Genomic DNA, 20,558 nt, shown 5'->3' on the forward strand with positions numbered 1-20,558 from the left:
GTAGCAGCGGTCGAACGACTCGTCGGCCGTCGCCGTCCGGACGTAGCACTCCGCGACCTCCAGGCCCGCCGAGGACGCCGCCGCGCGGATCGCGGCGGGGTCGTGCAGCACGACGTCGAGGTCGACGGCCTCGCCCAGCCACTCGTCGGCGTGCCGGACGCCGTTGCCCACGTGGAACGCGGTCAGCACATACCCGCCCGGGGCGACGGTGCGCGCCATGGCGGCGAAGGCGTCCGGGAGCTCGGAGGGGGCGAGGTGGATCAGCGAGTACCACGCGATCACGACGCCCCACGCGGCGGCCGTGCGTGGGCGCAGCAGTCGGTCGAGCCCGCCGGGCTCGAACGTGACGCCGGGGTTCCATTCGCGTGCGACGTCGAGCATCGCGGGGGAGGGATCCATGCCGACGATGTCGGCCACGTCGTCGGCCAGCCGGCCGGCCACGTGGCCCGGCCCGCACCCCAGGTCGACCACCGGCAGCCCGGACGCCAGCCCCGGCACCCGGTCGATCAGCCACCCCTCGAGGGGGACGCGGTCCAGTTCGTCGACGCTCGATTCGGCGTAGGACGCCGCCACCGCGTCCCAGCTCGCGACGGTCCGTTCGTCGCGGGCGCGCGGCCCGTCGGCGAGCACGGTCTCGCGATCGACGGCCGGCGCGCCGGCGGCGTCCGGAACCGAATCCGCGGCCGGCTGCGGGCCCAGCAGGTGCATCCACCGGGCGTCGTGCTGCCCGGCCCGGCGTTCGAGCCGCGCCACCAGCGGACGCTCGCCGCCGGCGAGCTTGTCCAACTCGACCTCGACGGCGTCCCGGTCGGCGAACGGGTGCAGGCGCTCCGTGCGCGTCTTTAGCTCGCCGGCGGACTGCGGGCCGCGCAGCAGAAGGACGGTCAGCAGGGCGACGGCCGGGGCGTCCAGCCCGAGCGACTCCTCCAGGAGTTGGTGGTACTTCAGCGTGCGCGAGCCCTTGCCCGCCCACACCACCCGGACCAGCTCGCGCCCCTTCAGGTCGCGCAGCCGCTCCTCCAACTGGCGGTCGTCGTGGTCGGTGACCGGGTCGCGGCTTGTCGTCTGGTTGCACGCGGTGCGCAGCGAGTTCAACGTCAGCGGGTAGGACGCCGGCACCGTGCGCTGCTTCTCGAGCAACGCCCCGAGAATGCGCTGGTCCATCGCGTCGAGCGGCTCCACGACCATGGCGAGGATTCTACGGCCCGGGGGTGCGCGTCCCGCCCGTTTGGGTGCCCGGCGACACTGGCGGGGTGGAGTTCTTGGCTGAGGTGTGGCGGCGGGCGATCGTGACCCAGCCCGAGCCGGACGCCGCCGTCTCGCTGGGCCTGGCTGCGGCGGCCCTGGCGGCGGTCGTGTTCGCGTGGCCGGCGGTGCGGATGCTCGTGACCGTCTGCCACGAGGCCGGGCACGCGGTCGTGGCGACGCTGACCGGGCGCACGCTGACGGGCATTCGGCTGCACAGCGACACGTCGGGCCTCACGGTCTCGCGCGGGCGTCCGGCGGGGCCGGGAATGGCCGCGACGATGTTCGCGGGCTACCCGGCGGCGTCCATGGTCGGGCTGGGCGGCGCGTTCGTGGTCGGGGCCGGGCACGGCATCGGGATGCTGTGGCTGTTCGTCGGGCTTCTGGCCCTGATGCTGCTGAAGATCCGCAACCTGTACGGGGCGCTCGTTGTTGTGGGGCTCGGGGTGCTGCTAGGGGCGGCGTACTGGTACGCGCCCTCCCGGGCGCTGTCGTGGCTGGCCTACGCCCTCGTCTGGCTGCTCGTGCTCGCGGGCCCGCGCCCGGTGCTGGAGTTGGCGCGCCGGCGGTCGCCGACGTCGGACGCCGCGCAGCTCGCGCGCCTCACCCGCGTCCCGCAGGTGCTCTGGGTCGCCGCGTGGCTCGTGATCACCGTCGGTTCCCTGGCGCTGGCCGCGCCGAGGCTGCTGCCGGGCGTGTTCGGCTGAGGACGCGACGTCGGGCCGACGATCCTCGTTGAAACCCCGGGTCGGCGACGCTAGTTTCGGTGCATGGAGGCCCCGATGATCCCGGACGGTGAGGCTCGCGACCCCGCGCCCATGGCGCCGGACGCCGCCGGGCAGGCCGAGGTGATGGCCACGCTCACTCGGGCGGTCGAGGCGGTGGGGCGCGTGCTGTCGCCCGACACCGAGGTGGTTCTCCATGACCTCTCGAAGATCCCGAACTCGCTGGTCGCGATCAGCGGCACCGTGACGGGCCGCAAGGTGGGCGACCCGATCACCGACTTCCTGCTCCGCAAGCTGACCGATCCCCACAGCCCCGACCACCAGTCGTACCGCACGACGCTGCCCGACGGGCGGGAACTCATCTCGCACACGACCCTGTTCCGGGACGCCTCGGGCCGGGCCATCGCGGCGCTGTGCAGCAACGTCGACACGACCCGCTGGCGGGCCGTCAAGGAGGCAGTGGGGTTCTTCACGGGTGCCGCGGAGGCGCCGCCGGCCGTGGTGGAGGTCGCCGAGTCCGAGGGCTTCCCTCACGACCTCGACGAGCTGCGCACCACGATCCTCGACGACGCGATCCGTCGAGTCGCGGTGCCGGTCGACCTCATGCAGAAGCGCCACAAGCTTCAGGTGGTCGCAGACCTGCGCGACAGCGGCTTCTTCACGCTGCGCGACGCCGTCCCGTCGGCGGCGCAGGCGCTCGAGGTGTCGCGGTTCACCGTCTACAACTATCTCAAGCAGCTCGATCCGCAGGGCGACGACTGACCACTCCTGCGGAGGGGCGAGCCTCGGCGCGAGATACCGCGGCTCGCCGTCGGGGGCTCAGCAGAGCGCGGTATTGACGGCGAGGCCGCCGCGGGACGTCTCCCGGTACTTGCTCCGCATGTCGTGGCCGGTGACGCGCATGGTCTCGACCACCTCGTCGAACGACACCAGGTGCGAGCCGTCGCCGTGCAGGGCCGTCCGCGCGGCGCTCACCGCGTGGCACGCCGCGACGCCGTTGCGTTCGATGCAGGGGATCTGTACGAGCCCGCCCACCGGGTCGCACGTGAGCCCGAGGCAGTGCTCCATGGCGATCTCGGCGGCGTTCTCGATCTGCCGGGGGCTGCCGCCGCGGAAGGCGACCATCCCGGCCGCCGCCATGGCACAGGCCGAGCCGACCTCCCCCTGGCAGCCGACCTCGGCCCCCGACAGGGACGCCCCCCGCTTGATGATCATGCCGACGGCCCCGGCGGTCAGCAGGAACCGCTCGACGCCCCGCAACGACGCCTCCGCCGAGACGGGCTCGCGGTGCACCAGGTACGACAACACGGCGGGGATGATGCCCGCCGCCCCGTTGGTGGGGGCGGTGACGACGCGTCCCCCCGCGGCGTTCTCCTCGTTGACCGCCATCGCGTAGACGGTCAGCCAGTCGAGGCCGATCAGCCCGTCGCGCTCGTCGGCGTACGCCAGGCGGGCGGCCAGCGCGGCGGCGCGGCGCGGGACGTGGAGGCCGCCGGGTAGCACCCCCTCGGCGGTCAGCCCGCGCTCGACGCAGGCCTCCATGACCGCCCAGATGTCCCGCAGGCGTCCACGCACGTGTTCCTCCCCGTCGACGGACGCCTCGTTGTCGAGCACCAGCCGGGCGATGGACTTGCCCTCCGCGTGGCAGAGCGCCAGCAGGTCGGCCGCGGTGACGAAGGGGTGGGGTGCGTCGGGCAGCGGGTCGGCCAGGATGCCCAGTTCGTCGGAGCGCTGCACGAACCCGCCGCCCACCGAGTAGTAGGTGGCCGCGGCGGTCGCTCCCGCCACGGTCGCCTCGAACACGAGCCCGTTGGGGTGGGCCGGCAGGCTCCGCGACAGGTACAGGCGGACGTCCCGTTCGGGGTGGAACGCGATGGGGTGGCGTCCGAGGAGCGAGAGGCGGCCGGCCGACCCGGTGTCCGCCCAGATCGTCCCGACGACGTCGGGGTCGACGGTCGCCGGGTCGTGGCCGGCCAGGCCCGCGAGCACGGCGCGATCGCTGCCGTGCCCGCGGCCGGTGGCGCCGAGCGATCCGTACAGCCGCACCTGCACGTGGGTCACGTCGGCGAGACGCCCCTGGGCGTCGAGATCGTCGACGAACCTCCGGGCGGCCACCATGGGTCCGACCGTGTGCGAGCTGGAGGGCCCCAGGCCCACCTTGAACATGTCGAAGACGCTCAGCATGGTGGTTCGGCCTATCCGAAGTCGATCTCTTGGGCGCGGGACAACTCCGGGTGGCGGGCCTTGTGGCGCTTCACGAACGTCCAGCCGATCAGGACGGCCCCGATGTAGAGCAGCGAGGCGGCCAAGACGACGCGGTTGAAATCGTTGAACGCCATCAGGACGATGATGCCGATGAGGGAGACGATGCCGAAGATGCTGGTCACCGGCGCCCCGGGCATGGGGAACGAGGTCGGCTCCGCCTCGCCGCGGTTGATGCGCCGACGCAGCGCGATCTGGCATGCGAAGATCGTCACCCACGTCCAGACGATGCCGACGGCTGCGGTCTCGACGGCGATCTCGAACGCTTGATGCGGCAGCACGATGGCGAGGCCGATGCCCAGCAGGTACACCGTGGCGGTGAGCAGGATGCCGCCGAACGGCACCTTGTTCGCGTTGAGCCGGCCGGTGAAGCTCGGCGCCTCCCCGGCGGCCGCCAAGGACTTCAGGACGCGCCCGGTGGAGTACAGGCCGGAGTTGCACGACGAGAAGGCGGCGGTGATGACCACGACGTTCATGGCGTCGCCGATCCACGGGATCCGGAGCTGGCTGAACACGGTCACGAAGGGGCTCTCGGACGCCTTGTAGGCCGTGTACGGCAGCAGCATGGCGAGCAGAAGGATCGAGCCGACGTAGAAGATGACGATGCGGAAGATGACGGCCTTGACCGCCTTGGGGATCACCACGTGCGGGTTTTCGGTCTCGCCGGAGGCCGTGCCCACGAGCTCGATCGTCGCGTAGGCGAAGACGACGCCCTGCGTCACCATGACCAGCGGGAGGGCGCCGGCGGGGAAGAACCCGCCCTCGAAGCTCCACAGGTTGGACGCCGCGGCGGGGTGCCCGCCGACGTTGGCGTGGGTCAGAACGAGGCCCAGCCCGACGACGAGGAAGGCGACCAGGGCGGTGACCTTCAGCATGGACGCCCAGAACTCGAACTCGCCGAACGCCTTGACGCTGGCCAGGTTGACGGCGAGCACGATGACGAGCGCCACCAGGGCCGGGATCCACAGCGGAAGCTCCGGCCACCAGAACTGGAAGTACGAGCCGACGGCCGTCAGCTCGGCGACGCCGGTCGTCATCCAGTTGAGCATGTACATCCAGCCGGTGATGTAGGCCCAGCGGTCCCCGAAGAACTCGCGGGCGTAGGAGACGAACGAGCCGCTGGACGGCCGGTGGGTGACGAGCTCGCCGAGGGCCCGCATGAGGAAGAAGGCGATGAGGCCGCAGAAGGCGTAGGCGAGCACGACCGACGGCCCCGCGGTGTGCAGGCGTCCGCCCGCCCCGAGGAAGAGGCCGACGCCGATGGCGCCGCCGATCGCGATCATGTGGACCTGGCGGCTGGTCAGCCCCTGGTGGTAGCCGACATCGCCGTGGTCGACGACGGTGCCGCTGTGGGTGAGCGGCTCCTGGCGGACGTCTTTGTCCTTGGTGTCGGGCATGCGAACCCTCTCTGGTTCCGAGTCATGCAGAGACTCAACTAAGTGTTTAGAGATCTTACAAACAGCAAGATCAATACACAGAATGAGTCGGCTTTCACCAGAAAGTCAAGGTGACAGCGGAGACACGCCGAGTGAGGCCTGCGCATCCGCTCCGACGCGGCGTCCAGCGGTCATCATGAGCGCATGACCACCACGTTGGAGGTGCGCATCACGCAGGGGGCGGACGCGGCCCCCGCGGAACAGGGCGGCGCCGACCGCCTGGAGATCGTCGGGTCGCTGGAGCACGGCGGCCTCTCACCCGAGCCCCGCGTCGTCGCCGAGGTGCGCCGTCGTACGACGCTGCAATTGCGTCCGGTCGTCCGGCTGCGGGAGGGCTACGGCACGGACGGCGGCGAGGCCGTCCGGCTGCACGGGCTCATCGCCGCCTACCTGGACGCCGGCGCCGACGGCCTGCAGCTCGGCTTCCTCAACGGCCTGGGCGACGTCGACCTCGAGGTGCTCGGCGCGCTGCTCGACGAGGTCGACTGCCCCTGGACGTTCACGCGCGCCGTCGACTCGGTGCTCAGCACAGACCGGGCGTGGAAGGCGCTGCTCGGGCTACCTCGCCTCGACTGCGTCCGGACGGCCGGCTCCGCCCGCGACGTCGAGCACGGCCTGGACGACCTGCTCGCCCGCGCTCGCGCGGACTCCCGGCAGGCGTCCCTCATCATGGCCGACGGGGAGCTCCAGGCCGAGCAGGTGCCGTGGCTGGTGCGCGCGGGCGTCCGGCAGTTCCATCTCGACGGGCAGGTGCGCCCGGGCGGCTCGTGGCGCGCGTACGTCGACGAGTCGCTCGTCCACAGTTGGCGCCGCCTCATCGACGACGAGCTGGGCCACCTGCGCCGATAGTCGCGCAGGCGGCGTCAGGGCGCCGCGGGGCCCTCGTTGTCGGACGCCTCGGCCGCCGGCTTGTCGGCCGCCCGATCGGACGCCTCGGCGCTCGTGGCGCCGGTGTCGGCGGGCGCGGTCGTCGGCTCAGCGGGCTGTCCCGGCTCCACGTGGACGACGGTCGTCGTGCCGGGCAGCGCCTCGTCGACCGCGTCCTCGACGGCGTCCGCGAGGTCGTGGCTGCGGCGTACGGTCCAGCCGCCGGGCACGGTGATCGTCACCTGCGCGAACCGCTGCCGCCCGGACTCCCGCGTGCGCAGGTCGGTCAACTCGACCTCGCGCCCGGTGACATCGCCGATCGTGTCGCGGATCGTCTCGACCTCCTCGGGCGGGAGGGCGGCGTCCAGCAGGCCGACGACGGAGCGCCGCACCAGCTTGTAGCCCGTGAACAGGATGTTGATGCCGACCACGATCGCGACGATCGGGTCAAGGATCTGCCAGCCCGTGAGCAGGATCAGCCCGACGCCGACCAGCACGCCCACCGACGTCATCACGTCGGTCATGAGGTGCCGGCCGTCGGCCTCGAGCGTGATCGACCGGTACTGCTTGCCCTTGCGGATCAGGATGAACCCCACGACCCCGTTCAAGACGGACGCCACCACCGCGAGCAGCAGGCCGAGGCCGAGCTGCTCGACCGGCTCGGGGGTGATGATGCGCCGGATCGCGCTGATGATGATGGCCGCGGCGGCGACGAAGATCAGCGACCCCTCGACGGCCGACGACATGTATTCGGCCTTGCCGTGGCCGAAATCGTGGTTGTGGTCGGCGGGCTTGTCCGACAGGCGCAGCGCCCAGAGGGCCACGACGGCCGCGACCAGGTTGACCGTGGACTCCAGGGCGTCGGACAACAGTCCGACCGAGCCGGTGACCGCGGCGGCCACGCCTTTGATGACGACCGTGGCGAGCGCGGTGAAGACCGACAGCCACATGAACTTCATCAAGAACCGGGCGCTGACGGGTGCATCCGTAGTGGCGTCGGTCATCGTTCTTCCTTCTCCTGCTCCAATTGGGGGTCAGCCGAGCGTACTGCGGGCGCGTGGGAACCGCGCACTCGGTTGCAGCCGCGGACCGCCCCCGACGGCGTCCTGTTACGACGCGTCGACCGGCAGCGTCGACTCCTCGACCGTGCCCCACTGCAGCGGCCAGGTGCCGGGGGCGTCCGCCGCAGCGACGATCTCGGGCAGCCGCACCGGCCACACCGGGACGCCCGCCGGGGCCAGGTCGTCCAGCGGCAGCCACGCGTGCCCCTGCAGCGTGAGCTGCTCGTCGGCGGTGTGCCGCGACGTGTCCAACTCGAACCGCGGCGTCCGCAGCACGTAGAACACCTCGGATTGGGCGCAGATCTGGTCGGAGTACCCGTGGACGACGACCCGCCGCATCACCGGCCCGATCAAGTCGGACGCCTCCGCGCGCAACCCGGTCTCCTCGAACAACTCCCGGACGGCGGTCTGCTCCTCCGACTCGCCGGGGTCGATGCCCCCGCCGGGCGTCACGAACCATCGCGAGCCGGGGATGCCGGGGTCGGAGTCGAGGAACAACAGCGCGGACGCCCCGTCGGTCACCACGACGCGGGCCGCCGCGCGCTCCTTGCGCGGGCGCTCGGCGGGCGGCACCGGCCGGAACCGACGCGAACGGAACGGTTCGCTCACCGCTCGAACCGCCGTTCGGGCTCCTCACCCGCGCGCAGCCCGGCGCCGACCGCCATCAGGACGCCGACGACCAGCACCCAGCAGCCGAACTGGGACCAGCCCTGCCACGACGCCCAGAACAGCGGGAGGTCGAACTCGCCGATATCGCGGAACACGCCGGCCAGCGCGACGAGTGCGGTGGCGGCCTCCGTCACCTTGAACAGCCTCTCGACCGTGCGGCGGCGGTAGCGGATGCGGCTCGCGAGGCCGTGCGCTACGAACAGCAGCGGGACGGCGAGGATCTGCAGCACGCCCCCGACGAGCAGGCACACCATGACGCCGGTCGTCGCGGCCTCCCACACCTCTTTGACCGTGACGGTGCGCGGCCCCTGCGGGCGCCCTCCGGAAGACGGCGCGTAGGGCGCGGACCAGTCCTGCGGCTGCGCCGGCGGGAACGACTGCGGGTTCACCTGCGGCGGGGGCGCCGGCGGGCCGGCGGGCAACGACCCGACGGGCGGGGCGGGTGGCGTATCCAGCGGACGCCCGGGCGCCCAGTCGGGCCGGGGACGCGGCGCGGCCTGCGGCGCATGCGCCGCGCCCCAGGCCGAGGCGGCCGGGGCGGTGGAGAGGTGCAGCGGCTGCGTCGCGGGGACGCCGTCGGCGGGGCCTGTCGGCGCCGACGTCAGCGGCGACGCGGCGACCGCGAAGGCCTCCGCCGGGTCGCGACGGTCGGGCTCGGGCGAAGTCAGGGCGTCGAGCGGGGTGGCGTCCGGCCCCGGCCCGTAGTCGGGCCGCTCGGGCGGCGCGACCGGCAACGCCTCCGCCGCGTCGGGAGAGTCGAGCGGTGCGGCGTCCGACGGGGCGACGAACGCCTCGGGGCGCACGCCGGGCGCGTACTCGGGGCCGTCCCGCCAATCCGCCATGGCGTCATCGTAGTCGCCCGGCGGTTGGGTACGGTGGTCGCCGGGTTCAGGCTCGTCCTAGACTGGGCCGACAGCGACTGCAGTACTAGGGGTGAGCGAGGCATGCCTACCGGGCGAGTGCGTTACTACGACGCGGAGAAGGGGTTCGGGTTCCTCTCGAAAGACGAGGGGGGCGAGGACGTCTTCGTCCGTGCCTCGGCGCTGCCCGCCGGCGTGACATCGCTGAAGCGTGGACAGAAGGTCGAGTTCGGCGTCATCGACGGCAAGCGCGGCGAGCAGGCGCTCTCGCTGCGGCTGCTGGAGGCGCCCCCGTCGCTGTCGAAGGCGTCCCGCAAGGCGCCCGATCAGATGGCCGTCATCGTGGAGGATCTCATCAAGATGTTGGACGGGTTGGGCAACGGCTATCGCCACGGGCGTCATCCCGACGGTCGGCAGGCCAAGAAGGTCTCGTCCGTGCTGCGGGCGGTCGCCGACGAGTTGGAGCTGTGAGCGTGGCGGCGACGAAGGCATTGGAACTCGACGAGGCCTGCGCGGGCGCCGTCGATCTCGCGCGTGCCGCAGCCGAGCGGCGCGCCGACGTCATGACCGTGGGCGAGCATCTCGAGTGCGTGGCAGAAGACAAGCGGGTCGCGACCCACTACTTCGCCTGCACGCACCCCGGCTACCACGGCTGGCGCTGGGCGGTGACGGTCGTCCGGGCGGCGCGCGCCAAGATCGTGACGGTGAACGAGGTCTGCCTCGTGCCGGGGGAGGACGCGCTGGTCGCGCCCGTCTGGGTGCCGTGGGCCGAGCGCGTGGAGCCGGGCGACGTGACCGCGGGCGTCCTGATGCCGACGCCCGACAACGACCCTCGCCTCGAGCCCGGCTTTACGGGCGGCGACGAGGCGCGCGACGCCGACCCGGCCGAGTGGAGCCAGCTCCGCGCCCTGGTGGGCGAGTTGGGGCTCGGCCGCGAGCGCGTCCTGTCGGTGTACGGGCGTGACGAGGCCGCCGACCGCTGGGTCGACGGCGACGGCGGTCCCCACAACGCCATGACCAAACAGTCCCCGGCGGCGTGCCAGCAGTGCGCGTACTTCGTCCGGCTGGAGGGGTCGCTCGGGCGTGAGTTCGGCGTGTGCGCGAACCAGTTCTCGCCGGCCGACGGCAGCGTCGTGAGCGTCGACCACGGCTGCGGGGCGCACAGCGACGTCGTCGAACCGAACCGGGGCGTCGATCTGCCGCGCCCGGTGTGGGACACGATCTCGGTCGACGAGGCACTCTTCGACTGAATCCGGGCGCTTGTCCGCACCGGGGACTCGTCCGCAGGTGGGCGTCCGCCGGTTCTACGATGCCGCCCATGAGTTCAGCAACTACCGCCGCGCCGGAGGCCCCGCCGGCGTCCGGACTCGACCGCTACTTCGAGATCACCGCGCGGCACTCCACGGTCGGCCGCGAGGTGCGCGGCGGCCTGGTGACGTTCTTCGCGATGGCCTACATCATCGCCCTCAACCCGCTGATCATCGGCACGGCGGCCGACAGCCGCGGCCTCCTGATCACCGGGCAGCCGAAGCTGGACGCCGCCGGTGCCACGATCGCCGCGAACGTCAGCGGTTCGATCGCGGCCGTCGCCGCGGCGACCGCGCTCATCGCCGGCGTGATGACGATCCTGATGGGGCTGATCGGCCGCTTCCCGCTCGGGCTGGCGGCCGGCCTCGGCATCAACGCGATGCTCGCCTACGTGGTCGCCCCGCAGACGACCTGGCCGCAGGCGATGGGCCTGATCGTGTGGGAGGGGCTCATCATCACGATCCTCGTGCTGACCGGCTTCCGTGAGGCGGTGTTCCGGGCGGTGCCGAAGGCGTTGCGCACCGGCATCTCGATCGGCATCGGCCTGTTCATCACGCTGGTGGGCCTGGTCGATTCCGGCGTCGTCCGGCGCGCGACGGGGACGCCGCTGGAGCTCGGCGTCAACGGCTCGCTGATCGGGTGGCCCATCGCGGTGTTCGTCGTGGGCGTCCTGCTGCTCGTGCTGCTGTACGGGGCCCGCGTCCGGGGGGCGATGCTCATCGCGATCGTCGCGATGACGATCGTCGCCGTCGTGCTGGAGTCCGTGCTGCACATCGGGGCGGTCGACCCGCAGCAGAACCCGATGGGGTGGGCACTGAACATCCCGGCACTGCCGGCGACGCTCTTTACGCTGCCGGATCTGAGCCTCATCGGACGCGTGGACTTGTTCGGCGCGTTCAGCGGCGGGCCGCAGATCGTGATCGCGATGATCATGACGGTGTTCGCCCTGTTGCTGGCCGACTTCTTCGACACGATGGGCACGATCGTGGCCGTCGGCGCGGAGGCGCGGCTGCTCCAGGCCGACGGCAACCCGCCCCGCACCCGCGAGATCCTCCTCGTCGACTCGCTGGCGGCCCTCGCGGGCGGCGCGGGGTCGGCGTCCTCGAACACGTCGTTCATCGAGTCCGCGGCGGGCGTCGGCGAGGGCGCGCGGACCGGTCTGGCCTCCGTCGTCACCGGGTGCGCGTTCCTGGTGAGCCTGTTCTTCGCGCCGCTGGTGAACATGGTCCCGTCGGAGGCGGTGGCGCCCGTGCTGGTGATCGTGGGCTTCCTGATGATGTCGCAGGTCGGCACCGTGGACTGGGACAACCTGGACGACGGCCTGCCCGCGTTCCTCACGATGGCGCTCATGCCGTTCGCCTACTCGATCACGGCGGGCATCGGGGCGGGCTTCATCTTCTACGTGTTGCTGCGGGCGGTCCGCGGCAAGGCGAACGAGCTGCACCCGCTCATGTGGGCGGTCGCGATCGCGTTCGTCCTCTACTTCAGCCAGGGGCTCATCAGCGCGATGATTGCGTAGCGAGCGCCGGCGTCCGTCACTGGTGGAAGAGAGCCACCAGGTCGGGCGCCGGCCGCCCGGCCGCGACCGCGGCGGCCGCCCAGCCGTCGAACTGCCCCAGCCACGCGGCGAGTTCGCCCACGAGTTCGCTGCGGGCCGGGTCGAGCCACCCGGACGCCGCCCGGTACGCCTCCGCCATCCCCAGCGCGTGCCCGGCGCGGACGTACCCGCTGACCGACCCGGCCGCCGCGGCCAGCGGGAGCGCCAGCCGGTCGTTGAACAGCTTGCGCAGCGAGAACTGCGCCTCGACGCCGCCCCCGCACAGCGCGAAGTCGAGTTCGTCGATGGACGCCTCGTCGAGCTCCTTCGTGAAGGTGCCCCACGCCGCGTCCTCCAGCCACAGGCGGACGAGCGCCCAGCCGGCGTCCAGCCGCTCGGGCGGCAGGTAGTGACCGGCCAGCAGCGCCTCCAGGTCGGACGCCGTCGGCTCGCCCGGACGCCGCACCGGCGCCCCCACGGGGCGCTTCATGAGCGGGCCCCCGATCTTGCCCAGCAGCGTGCGCCGCTCGGGAGGGGTGGGGGAGGGTGCGAAGGCGTCCGCAGCCAGGGCCCGGAGCCGCGCCGCGGTCTCCGGCGAGCCCGAGAAGAGGTCGCGGAGCTCGTCGATGCCCACTGCGTACAGCCGGACGACGCCCATAGCTGCACCCTAGGGCACGGGCCCGGCGGCGTCGATGGCCTAGATTGGCCGGGTGAACGTCAGGATCCGCCGCCTCGTGGTCACCGGGGTGCTGGTTGTGCTGCTCCTGCTCGTGGCTCTCAGCCTGCTCGGCCGATTCGCGTAGTCTCCTGGCTATGAGAAGTCAGGGGCGCGGGCGGGCCGCGCGGTGGGTCGCCGCGCTGGCGGCCTGGCTGATGATCGGCGCGGCGGCGCCGGCGTGGGCCGCCGACCAGGCGTTCACCATCACGGGCACCACGGTCACCGATCCGGCGGGGCTCGCGACCGACGCGACGGCCGGCCGGTATTGGGTCGCGAACGGAGGTTCCGGACGCCTCACGGTCTCGGCGCTAAACGCGAACGGCGCCCTGTTCGGCACGGTCCACAGCAGCGACCAGACGACCGACCTCGAGGGGCTCGCGTTCCACGGCAACGCCCTGTTCATCGGCGACGTGGGCGGCGACCGCAGCCAGGTGATGCTGTGGCGGATCTACGGCCCCGTGCCCCGCACCGTGATCCATCAGGCCGATCGGTACGTGCTGAGCTATCCCGACGGCCGGCATCGGGCGTCCGCGATCTTCATCACGAACGACGGGCGCCTCCACGTCGTCACGCGCGGGCGCACCGCGACGGCGTCCGGGGCGATCTACGCGGCTCCCGCCGCCGCGATCGGCACGCCCGGCAGCGCCCTGCTGCAGAAGGTCGGCGACGCGCCGGCGGGAGTGACGGACGCGACCGTTCTCGCGGACGGCCGGGTCGCGCTGCGCACCGGCACCGACGTCATGACCGTGGACGCCTCGAGCTACCGCGTCCTGCAGCGGGATCGCGTCGCCACGCAGTCGACGGGCGGCGCGCTGACGCCCACGATCGACGGCACGAAGCTGCTGTGGGGGCCCGAGAAGGTGACGTCTCCGGTGCTCGCGGTCGACGTGCCGGGTGGGGTGCAGGCGACGCCGCGGGCGTCCGCGGCGCCCACCGCCGAGGGCACCAGCGCGGCCGACGCGGCGCAGTCGGTGCAGCGCACGGTGGCGTCCGTCGTCAGCGCGCTGAGCGAGGGCGGCAATGTGTTGGCTCTGCTGGGCGCGGCGGCGGTCGCGATCGTCGGGGCCGTGGTCGTCCTGGTGAAGCGTTAGTCTTAGCCAGCGAGCAGAAGGAGGTCGTGGCGTGAGCGACCTGATCGACACCACCGAGATGTACCTGCGCACCATCTACGAGCTGGAGGAAGAGGGGGTTCCACCCCTGCGCGCCCGCATCGTGGAGCGCCTGCACCAAAGCGGCCCGACCGTGTCGCAGACCGTGGCGCGGATGGAGCGCGACGGGCTGCTGACCGTGCGTCCCGACCGCCGCATCGCCCTCAGCGCCGAGGGGCATCGCGAGGCGGCGCGCGTCATGCGGAAGCATCGGCTCGCCGAGCGTCTGCTCACCGACGTGATCGGGCTGGACTGGTCCCTCGCGCACGACGAGGCGTGCCGGTGGGAGCACGTGATCTCCGAGGCGGTGGAGCGGCGGCTCTTCGCGATCCTCGACGGGCCGACGGTGTCTCCGTACGGCAACGTGATCCCGGCCCTGACCGAGCTCGGCGGGCCGCCGTCCGGCAAGCCGGGGGGCTCGCGGCTGGCGGAGTTGCTCGAGGCGTCCGAGGGCGAGCCGGTCGCGGTGCGCATCGTCCGCATCGGCGAGGGCGTCCAGCCCGATGTCGACCTGCTGTCGCGGCTCGTCGGGGCGGGCGTCGTTCCCGGCGCGGAGCTGGTCACGTCGCTCTCCGGGGAGGCGCTCGTCGTACGCCGGGACGACGATGACCCCCCGTGTACGGTGGACCGCGCACTGGCCGAGCATCTCTTCGTCGAGAAGTTCGCTCCCCAGACATGAAGCACTCGAGGTAGGGGGACGCCGTGGTCGCGCAGGCCGGTTTCCGCAAGCTGGTCGACGGTCACTGGTACGACGCCGCGGCAGCGCTGCTGGACGCCGACGTGCGCGCCGGCGACCGGACGCCTGAGCTCGTGCAGGCGCGCGACCTCGCCATCGCCGCGAAGCGGGTCCTCGACCTGGACGCCGAAGACTACGCGCAGATCGCCAGCGGGTTCTCCGGAGCGCCCTGGGCGTCCGAGTTGGCGTCCGCGTGCTTCCCGCAGGAGCCACGCCAGGCCAACCGCGGGGCGCTCGGCAGTCTCGTGCCGCTGTACGCGCTGATGCTCGAGGTGGTCGACCTGCGCGCGCTGCGGCACGAGCCGCTGCAGATCGTCGTGACAGCTCACCTCATCGGGGAGTACATGCCGCAACTGGCGTGGGAATCGACGCTCGGGCACGCGGGCGACCCGCTGCGGATGGCGTCCTCGGTCGGCGAGCGGTGGGGCACCGACGACCCGGAGTGCCCGCACGGCTCGGCGCTCCGGGCGACCTGCCGCCGCGCGCTCAACGCGGCGAACGGCGATCAGGCCGGGTTCACCGCGTATCTGGATCGCTTCCACTCGCGGCAGGGCTCGGCCCTGGCGATGTGCGCGATGAACCATGCGACGATCGACGCGGGCGAGCGTCCGGATGTGGGGGAGACCTGCCCGAACCCGTGCTCGTGGGCGATCCGCGGGTCGCTGGAGCAGCGGCGCGATCTGGACGCCCGCGTCCGGTTGGCGCTGATCTACCAGAACTCGCCGATCGTGTCCCTGCGGCATCACGCCCCGGTCGGGCACTTCTTCGGCGTCCCGTCGGTGTCGGAGATCTCGGAGGCGTGGGTGCGCACGTGGGAGAAGGTGTCGATGCCCTGGCCCGACGGCAGCAATCCGCTGCAGCAGGGGGGCGTCCTGGGCGACCCCGATCCGAGCGAGGCCCTGCCCGGGATGTCGGCGCTCGTGTCGGCCGTCGCCGGCCGCACGATCGGGCCCGGACGCCTCATCCGCGATATCGGCGCCGACATCGACGACGTCGGCGAGGGTGTCTGGCGCGACTGAGCGGCCGGGGAATAGGCGTCCTCGGAGCCTTGTTGAGGCCTGCGTAACCGAGGGAAGGAAGTAGCCATCATGGCGACTGTCGAACTGACTCAGGACAATTTCGTCTCCACCATCGAGGGCAACGACACCGTCCTCATCGACTTCTGGGCCTCCTGGTGCGGCCCGTGCCGCCAGTTTGCGCCGGTCTTCGAGAAGGCGTCCGGGCAGCACGACGACGTCGTGTTCGCGAAGCTCGACACCGAGGCCAACGCCGAGCTGGCGGGCGCGCTGGAGATTCAGGCGATCCCGACGCTCATGGCGTTCCGCGACGGCGTCCTGGTGTACCGCAACGCGGGCGCGCTCAACGCGTCCGGGCTCGACGAGCTGATCGGCGCCGTCAAGGCGATCGACAGCGACGAGCTGGCCAAGCAGGTCGCCGAGCAGCAGGCACAGCAGAGCGCGCCGCAGAACTGAGTGGGGGGCGTCCCCGTCGACGGCCGATCGTGTCGGTCGAAGTGGGGACGCCCGCCCGCGCGTTGCGCGCGTCCGAGGGCTGGTCGTCGGCCGGTAGGCTGACGCCCAGCGGCCCCTGCCCAGAATCCCCCCGGGCAGGGGCCGCATTGCGTCCGGACGCCTCTCGTGGGCGCCGCCGGGCCTGCCGCCCGCGTTTCACGAAAGCTTCACGGACGGCCCGCCAGGCCCTTCACGAGGCCCCGGTTGACTGAGGATCACCGACGATCCGAGTCACCGAAGGAGCCGATCATGTCGAAGTCCCGAACCGCCGTCGCCGCCGTCCTGATCGCCGGGGCAACCGCCCTCCCGTTCGCCGTGGCGCCTGCCAGCGCCGTCGCCGCCCCGAGCGCGAGCGTCGCCCGGACGCTGCAGTTCAACCGCGAGGAGGAGCGGCTGGCGCGCGACCTGTACGCCGCGCTCAGCCGCGTCCACGACGGCGCGCGTCCGATGAGCAACATCACCCGCAGCGAGCAGCGTCACCACGACGCCCTCGGACGCCTGCTGACGCGCTACGGCATCTCCGACCCCTCCGCGGGTCGGGCGCCCGGCAGCTACGCCTTCCCCGAGCTCCAGAAGCTGTACGACGGCTGGTACGCGCGAGGCAAGACGAGCCTGAAGGCGGCCTACCAGGTGGGCGTCGAGCTGGAGAAGCGCGACATCGATGACCTGACCAAGGCCCGCGCCGCCGCCCGCGACGCCGACGTCAAGCGCGTCTACTCGAACCTGCTCAGCGGCTCGGAGAACCACCTGGCCGCCTTCCAGCGGGCCGCCTCCGGGACGAGGCCGTGCGCGGCCCCTGCGCCGCAGGATGCCTGCCCGTGCCGGTGACATGATGCGGGTACGGGCCGCGCGGTCCGCACCCGTCGGCGCGAAGGAGGACGCATGGCTCGCCGGGTGCTGGTGGTCGACGACGAGGCGGCCATTCGGCGCGTGTTGCGCGCCTACCTGGAGGCCGAGGCGTTCGAGGTCGCCGAGGCGTCCACCGGGGCGGAGGTGCTGGCTGCCGTCGGCGGGCCCGCCGTGCCCGACCTCATCGTCCTCGACATCGGACTGCCCGATGCGGACGGCCTCGAGGTGCTGCGCACCCTGCGGCGGACGTCCGACGTGTACGTCGTGCTGGTCACCGCCCGCGCCGAGGAGATCGACAGGATCGTGGGGCTGTCGGTGGGCGCCGACGACAACGTCACCAAGCCGTTCAGCCCGCGCGAGGTGGTGGCGCGCGTGAAGACGGTGCTGCGGCGGGCGCGCGAGGCGTCCGTGCCGGCGGAACCCGGACCGCTCACCGTCGGGGGCCTCAGCCTGGACGAGGCCCGCCGCGAGATCACGGTGGACGGCCGCCCCGTCGCCCTGTCGACGCTGGAGTTCGACATTCTGCGCGCGCTGGCGTCGTCGCCCGGACGGGTGTTTTCGCGGACCCAGCTGCTCGAGAGGGTCTGGGGCTACGACTTCTACGGCGACGACCGTGTCGTCGACGCGCACGTCCGCAGCATTCGCCGCGCCCTCGGCGACGACGCGTCGGCGCCTCGCTTCATCGGGACCGTCCGCGGCATCGGTTACAAGTTCCTGCCCGAAGGAGGCGACCGGTGAACCGGCTCGGCGTGCGGCTTATGCTCAGCCACCTGCTGGTCGCCGTCGTCGGGTCGGTCGTGACCTTCCTGCTCGTGCGGCTGCTCGCGCCGCCGTTGTTCGACGAGTCGCTGCGGCGCGCGGGGCGGGCCGGCTACGGCCGCGGTTACGGGCAAGTCCTGCGGCAGGAGTTCGCGTCGGCCGTCGACACGGCGTTGGCCATCGGCGTCCTCGCGGGGCTCGTCGTCGCGATCGTCCGGCTGGCGATCGATCAGGGACGCCCCGTGCCGCTGCGCGCCGACCCGGACCGGATCGCGCAGGTCGTCACCAACCTCGTCGGCAACGCGCTGCGGGCGACCCCTCGCGGGGGGACCGTCCGGGTCGGCGTCCGGGGTGAGGAGCGCTCGGGCAGCGTCGTCGTCGCCGACACAGGGGAAGGGCTGGCCGCCGCGGACCTGGAACGCGTCTTCGAGCGCTTCTACCGCGTCGGCGGACGACGGGGCGGAGAAAGCGGCACCGGCATCGGGCTGACGATCTCGCGCGGTATCGCCCACGCCCACGGCGGGACGCTGACCGCATCCTCCGATGGCCCTGGTCACGGCGCGACCTTCACGCTGACGCTGCCGCGCTGACCAGGCCGGGGACGCCCGCGCGGGAGCGCGCGGCGTCCACATTCTCGACGGCGTGCCCGAACTGCGAGACGAAATGTCCGTATTCAACGAACTGGGTCTAGCCTAGGAGCATGTCCGCAACGCGCCTCGCTCGTCAGCTTGAGGCCGGGCTGCGCGCATGTCCGTGTTGTTGTCGGTGATCGGCCCTCAACAACATCCTGATCGCTTCACAGCGCACGTCGCGGCGGTCTCCTAACTTCACCTGAACTTCAGCGGTCCTCCGCGGGGTGTGTTGTCTGGGCAGTTATCCATCCACACATCACCAGGAGAACCATGTCGTACTTCCAAGACGCGACCGAACTCATCGGCCGCACACCACTCGTCAAGATCAACCGCCTCTACGGCGACTCGGACGCCACCGTGCTCGCCAAGCTCGAGTACTACAACCCGGCCAACTCGGTGAAGGACCGCATCGGCGTCTCCATCGTGAACGCCGCCGAAGCCGATGGCTCGCTGAAGCCGGGCGGGACGATCGTGGAGGGTACGTCCGGCAACACTGGCATCGCGCTGGCCTGGGTGGGCGCCGCCCGCGGTTACAAGGTGATCATCACGCTGCCGGAGACGTTCTCCAAGGAGCGTCGCGCCGTGCTGCGCGCCCTGGGCGCGCAGCTCGTGCTGACGCCGGCTGCCGACGGCGTCCCGGGGGCCAACAAGAAGGCCGCCGAGATCGTCGCCGAAACGCCCGGCGCGATTCTGGCCAGCCAGTTCGCGAACCCGGCGAACGTCGAGATCCACCGCAAGACGACCGCCGAGGAGATCTGGAACGACACCGACGGCCAGGTCGACGTCGTCGTCTCCGGCGTGGGCACGGGCGGCACGATCACCGGCATCGGCCAGGTGCTGAAGGAGCGCAAGCCCGAGGTGCAGCTCTTCGCGGTGGAGGCCGCCGAGTCGGCCGTGCTGTCGGGTGAGCCGAAGGGCCCGCACAAGATCCAGGGCATCAGCCCGGGCTTCGTCCCCGACATCTACGACTCGTCGGTGGTCGACGGCATCATCAAGGTGACCGGCGACGACGCGCTCGACTGGGCGCGCCGCGCCGCCAAGGAGGAGGGTCTGCTTGTCGGCATCTCGGCCGGTGCCGCCCTGCGCGCCGCCGCGGACCTGGCCGCCGACCCGGCCTACGCCGGCAAGACCATTGTCGCGATCATCCCCGACTGGGGCGAGCGCTACCTGTCCACCCCGCTGTACGCGGACCTGCTCGACTGAGCGCTGCCCGCCCGGTTCTGTCGGCGCTGGGTTCCTGCCGCTCGGTTCCTGCGGGTTGGGTTCTGCGGGCTTGCTTCCGGCCGCAGTGAGCCGGGCGTCTCCCGCCCCCGAGAGTGGCGCCCCCCTGGGGGCGCCACTCCTGCGTTTCGGATGGCCGCTGCACACGAGAGGTATCTGCTCGTCGAGAGACCCAGCGGGAACGGCGTTATGGTGCATCCAGCGCGCAGTCGTTGGCACCCCGTTGCGGCGCGACGATCGAGGGGAGGGCGACTGGCCTGGACTCACCCCAGTCCCGGCGCGGGATCTCCTCCCGCCGCCTCTGCGCACCGCTCGGGCTCGGCGGGGCCACCCGCCCGAAACGCTGCAGGTCTTTCGCAAACGCTGCAGGCGTTCTCGAAACGCCGGGCTTAAGCCGGAACGCTGCCTTACGTAAGGCAGCGTTCTCGCCGGAGGCAGGCGTTGTGGAAACGCTGCAGGCGTTCCGCGGTTTACTGCAGGCGTTTCGCCAACGCTGCAGGCGTTCTGCCGGCGAACGGCCGACACCCGGAGGGGGCGGCGTCCGAGACTGGACGGCGCCCCGCCCGCGGCGTCCCACTGCCGACGCGTCTGTCTGGTCGTCCGGTGGACGAACCGCCCGCACCGGCATCCGGAGCGTCCCAATGACGGCCCGCTCGCCGGCGTCCAGGTGTGTGACGATCTCCACCGCGGGGTGTGGATTCTGTCGCATAGAAACGCCCGCACGGGAGCCGGAGCGCCCCACGGGTCTCGGCGACCCCAGCAAGATTCGAACTTGCGACACAAGGTTTAGGAAACCTCTGCTCTATCCCCTGAGCTATGGGGCCAAGATTCCGAGAGCTTTTTTCCGCCCCCGGACGCCTCCACCAGTGTACGGGAGCGCCGGCGGCGAAGGCGAAACGGAGCCCCTGACTAGGGGAGGGGGGAGGGTTGCCCGGGGTGGGGCGACCCGGCCGAGGGGCGGTCAAGTGCGTCCTCCCCTGTTAAGTGGACGAAGTCGATGTCCAGGAAACCCGA

At 71.8% G+C, this 20,558-nt stretch carries 21 protein-coding genes and 1 tRNA gene; 14 read left to right on the forward strand and 8 right to left on the reverse strand.

Annotation, left to right across the window (positions count from 1 at the left end; all coding sequences use genetic code 11):
• Positions 1–1,188 (reverse strand): DUF480 domain-containing protein (locus WMJ97_RS07325; RefSeq protein ID WP_347348330.1); only part of this gene is annotated, 1,188 nt, incomplete at its 3' end.
• Between the two features lie 65 nt (positions 1,189–1,253).
• Here WMJ97_RS07325 and WMJ97_RS07330 point away from each other — a divergent pair.
• Both WMJ97_RS07330 and WMJ97_RS07335 read left to right on the forward strand, forming a co-directional pair.
• Entirely contained in the window at positions 1,254–1,952 is a 699-nt protein-coding gene (locus tag WMJ97_RS07330) for a M50 family metallopeptidase (protein WP_347348331.1), read from the forward strand.
• Positions 1,953–2,015: 63 nt separating this feature from the next.
• Positions 2,016–2,732 (forward strand): PAS domain-containing protein, encoded by a 717-nt coding sequence (locus WMJ97_RS07335; RefSeq protein WP_347348332.1) that lies wholly within the window; start codon positions 2,016–2,018, stop codon positions 2,730–2,732.
• Between the two features lie 57 nt (positions 2,733–2,789).
• On the opposite strand, the gene WMJ97_RS07340 is transcribed toward WMJ97_RS07335, so the two are convergent.
• Entirely contained in the window at positions 2,790–4,154 is a 1,365-nt protein-coding gene (locus WMJ97_RS07340) for an L-serine ammonia-lyase (RefSeq protein WP_347348333.1), read from the reverse strand.
• Positions 4,155–4,165: 11 nt separating this feature from the next.
• Positions 4,166–5,629, reverse strand: coding sequence for an amino acid permease (locus WMJ97_RS07345; protein ID WP_347348334.1), 1,464 nt, complete (start codon positions 5,627–5,629; stop codon positions 4,166–4,168).
• A 183-nt stretch (positions 5,630–5,812) separates the two neighbouring features.
• Here WMJ97_RS07345 and WMJ97_RS07350 point away from each other — a divergent pair, with 183 nt between their 5' ends.
• Complete coding sequence (locus tag WMJ97_RS07350) at positions 5,813–6,517, forward strand: copper homeostasis protein CutC (RefSeq protein ID WP_347348335.1); 705 nt, start codon at positions 5,813–5,815, stop codon at positions 6,515–6,517.
• A gap of 14 nt (positions 6,518–6,531) precedes the next feature.
• Here WMJ97_RS07350 and WMJ97_RS07355 read toward each other — a convergent pair whose 3' ends face one another.
• From WMJ97_RS07355 to WMJ97_RS07365, 3 genes are all read right to left on the reverse strand, one after another.
• The gene (locus tag WMJ97_RS07355) at positions 6,532–7,539 is read right to left on the reverse strand and encodes a cation diffusion facilitator family transporter (protein ID WP_347348336.1); all 1,008 of its coding nucleotides are present in this window, start codon (positions 7,537–7,539) and stop codon (positions 6,532–6,534) included.
• A 105-nt stretch (positions 7,540–7,644) separates the two neighbouring features.
• Complete coding sequence (locus tag WMJ97_RS07360; protein ID WP_347348337.1) at positions 7,645–8,205, reverse strand: NUDIX domain-containing protein; 561 nt, start codon at positions 8,203–8,205, stop codon at positions 7,645–7,647.
• On the reverse strand, positions 8,202–9,107 hold the full coding sequence (locus WMJ97_RS07365) for a hypothetical protein (protein ID WP_347348338.1): 906 nt from the start codon (positions 9,105–9,107) through the stop codon (positions 8,202–8,204). Before WMJ97_RS07365 ends, WMJ97_RS07360 begins: the two co-directional genes overlap by 4 nt.
• Before the next feature lie 102 nt (positions 9,108–9,209).
• Here WMJ97_RS07365 and WMJ97_RS07370 point away from each other — a divergent pair, with 102 nt between their 5' ends.
• The 3 genes from WMJ97_RS07370 to WMJ97_RS07380 all read left to right on the forward strand — a co-directional run bounded on the left by WMJ97_RS07370 (position 9,210) and on the right by WMJ97_RS07380 (position 11,952).
• Entirely contained in the window at positions 9,210–9,596 is a 387-nt protein-coding gene (locus tag WMJ97_RS07370) for a cold-shock protein (RefSeq protein WP_347348339.1), read from the forward strand.
• Between the two features lie 2 nt (positions 9,597–9,598).
• Complete coding sequence (locus tag WMJ97_RS07375; RefSeq protein WP_347348340.1) at positions 9,599–10,375, forward strand: DUF3027 domain-containing protein; 777 nt, start codon at positions 9,599–9,601, stop codon at positions 10,373–10,375.
• A gap of 68 nt (positions 10,376–10,443) precedes the next feature.
• On the forward strand, positions 10,444–11,952 hold the full coding sequence (locus tag WMJ97_RS07380) for an NCS2 family permease (RefSeq protein WP_347348341.1): 1,509 nt from the start codon (positions 10,444–10,446) through the stop codon (positions 11,950–11,952).
• Positions 11,953–11,968: 16 nt separating this feature from the next.
• On the opposite strand, the gene WMJ97_RS07385 is transcribed toward WMJ97_RS07380, so the two are convergent.
• Entirely contained in the window at positions 11,969–12,628 is a 660-nt protein-coding gene (locus WMJ97_RS07385; protein ID WP_347348342.1) for a hypothetical protein, read from the reverse strand.
• Positions 12,629–12,783: 155 nt separating this feature from the next.
• Here WMJ97_RS07385 and WMJ97_RS07390 point away from each other — a divergent pair, with 155 nt between their 5' ends.
• The 8 genes from WMJ97_RS07390 to cysK all read left to right on the forward strand — a co-directional run bounded on the left by WMJ97_RS07390 (position 12,784) and on the right by cysK (position 19,526).
• Positions 12,784–13,779 carry a hypothetical protein gene (locus WMJ97_RS07390; RefSeq protein ID WP_347348343.1) on the forward strand — a complete coding sequence of 332 codons (996 nt, stop codon included), beginning with the start codon at positions 12,784–12,786 and terminating at the stop codon, positions 13,777–13,779.
• A gap of 31 nt (positions 13,780–13,810) precedes the next feature.
• Positions 13,811–14,515: a metal-dependent transcriptional regulator gene (locus tag WMJ97_RS07395; RefSeq protein WP_347348344.1), complete on the forward strand. Its 705-nt coding sequence runs from the start codon at positions 13,811–13,813 to the stop codon at positions 14,513–14,515.
• A 23-nt stretch (positions 14,516–14,538) separates the two neighbouring features.
• Positions 14,539–15,591 (forward strand): hypothetical protein, encoded by a 1,053-nt coding sequence (locus WMJ97_RS07400; protein WP_347348345.1) that lies wholly within the window; start codon positions 14,539–14,541, stop codon positions 15,589–15,591.
• A 69-nt stretch (positions 15,592–15,660) separates the two neighbouring features.
• Positions 15,661–16,044: a thioredoxin gene (gene trxA, locus WMJ97_RS07405; protein WP_347348346.1), complete on the forward strand. Its 384-nt coding sequence runs from the start codon at positions 15,661–15,663 to the stop codon at positions 16,042–16,044.
• 288 nt (positions 16,045–16,332) lie between these two features.
• The gene (locus WMJ97_RS07410; protein ID WP_347348347.1) at positions 16,333–16,911 is read left to right on the forward strand and encodes a DUF2202 domain-containing protein; all 579 of its coding nucleotides are present in this window, start codon (positions 16,333–16,335) and stop codon (positions 16,909–16,911) included.
• A 54-nt stretch (positions 16,912–16,965) separates the two neighbouring features.
• Positions 16,966–17,670 (forward strand): response regulator transcription factor, encoded by a 705-nt coding sequence (locus WMJ97_RS07415; RefSeq protein ID WP_347348348.1) that lies wholly within the window; start codon positions 16,966–16,968, stop codon positions 17,668–17,670.
• A complete protein-coding gene (locus tag WMJ97_RS07420; protein ID WP_347348349.1) occupies positions 17,667–18,281 on the forward strand; it encodes an ATP-binding protein in 615 nt (204 codons plus the stop codon). The genes WMJ97_RS07415 and WMJ97_RS07420 overlap by 4 nt, the downstream gene beginning before the upstream one ends.
• 312 nt (positions 18,282–18,593) lie before the next feature.
• Positions 18,594–19,526, forward strand: coding sequence for a cysteine synthase A (gene cysK, locus WMJ97_RS07425; protein ID WP_347348350.1), 933 nt, complete (start codon positions 18,594–18,596; stop codon positions 19,524–19,526).
• 769 nt (positions 19,527–20,295) lie between these two features.
• Here the strand turns inward: cysK and WMJ97_RS07430 are convergent.
• Positions 20,296–20,368, reverse strand: a tRNA-Arg gene (locus tag WMJ97_RS07430).
• Positions 20,369–20,558 lie beyond the last annotated feature (190 nt).

The sequence above is a fragment of the Nigerium sp. genome (assembly GCF_039811905.1).
Classification (GTDB): domain Bacteria; phylum Actinomycetota; class Actinomycetes; order Propionibacteriales; family Propionibacteriaceae; genus Propioniciclava.

What these genes read in the sequence shown, in the direction of transcription:
- WMJ97_RS07335 (WP_347348332.1), top strand. Translation starts at nt 2,016, where the DNA reads ATGGAGGCCCCGATGATCCCGGACGGTGAGGCTCGCGACCCCGCGCCC.
- WMJ97_RS07340 (WP_347348333.1), bottom strand. Translation starts at nt 4,154, where the DNA reads ATGCTGAGCGTCTTCGACATGTTCAAGGTGGGCCTGGGGCCCTCCAGC.
- WMJ97_RS07345 (WP_347348334.1), bottom strand. Translation starts at nt 5,629, where the DNA reads ATGCCCGACACCAAGGACAAAGACGTCCGCCAGGAGCCGCTCACCCAC.
- WMJ97_RS07350 (WP_347348335.1), top strand. Translation starts at nt 5,813, where the DNA reads ATGACCACCACGTTGGAGGTGCGCATCACGCAGGGGGCGGACGCGGCC.
- WMJ97_RS07355 (WP_347348336.1), bottom strand. Translation starts at nt 7,539, where the DNA reads ATGACCGACGCCACTACGGATGCACCCGTCAGCGCCCGGTTCTTGATG.
- WMJ97_RS07365 (WP_347348338.1), bottom strand. Translation starts at nt 9,107, where the DNA reads ATGGCGGATTGGCGGGACGGCCCCGAGTACGCGCCCGGCGTGCGCCCC.
- WMJ97_RS07370 (WP_347348339.1), top strand. Translation starts at nt 9,210, where the DNA reads ATGCCTACCGGGCGAGTGCGTTACTACGACGCGGAGAAGGGGTTCGGG.
- WMJ97_RS07380 (WP_347348341.1), top strand. Translation starts at nt 10,444, where the DNA reads ATGAGTTCAGCAACTACCGCCGCGCCGGAGGCCCCGCCGGCGTCCGGA.
- WMJ97_RS07385 (WP_347348342.1), bottom strand. Translation starts at nt 12,628, where the DNA reads ATGGGCGTCGTCCGGCTGTACGCAGTGGGCATCGACGAGCTCCGCGAC.
- WMJ97_RS07390 (WP_347348343.1), top strand. Translation starts at nt 12,784, where the DNA reads ATGAGAAGTCAGGGGCGCGGGCGGGCCGCGCGGTGGGTCGCCGCGCTG.
- trxA (WP_347348346.1), top strand. Translation starts at nt 15,661, where the DNA reads ATGGCGACTGTCGAACTGACTCAGGACAATTTCGTCTCCACCATCGAG.
- WMJ97_RS07410 (WP_347348347.1), top strand. Translation starts at nt 16,333, where the DNA reads ATGTCGAAGTCCCGAACCGCCGTCGCCGCCGTCCTGATCGCCGGGGCA.
- WMJ97_RS07415 (WP_347348348.1), top strand. Translation starts at nt 16,966, where the DNA reads ATGGCTCGCCGGGTGCTGGTGGTCGACGACGAGGCGGCCATTCGGCGC.
- cysK (WP_347348350.1), top strand. Translation starts at nt 18,594, where the DNA reads ATGTCGTACTTCCAAGACGCGACCGAACTCATCGGCCGCACACCACTC.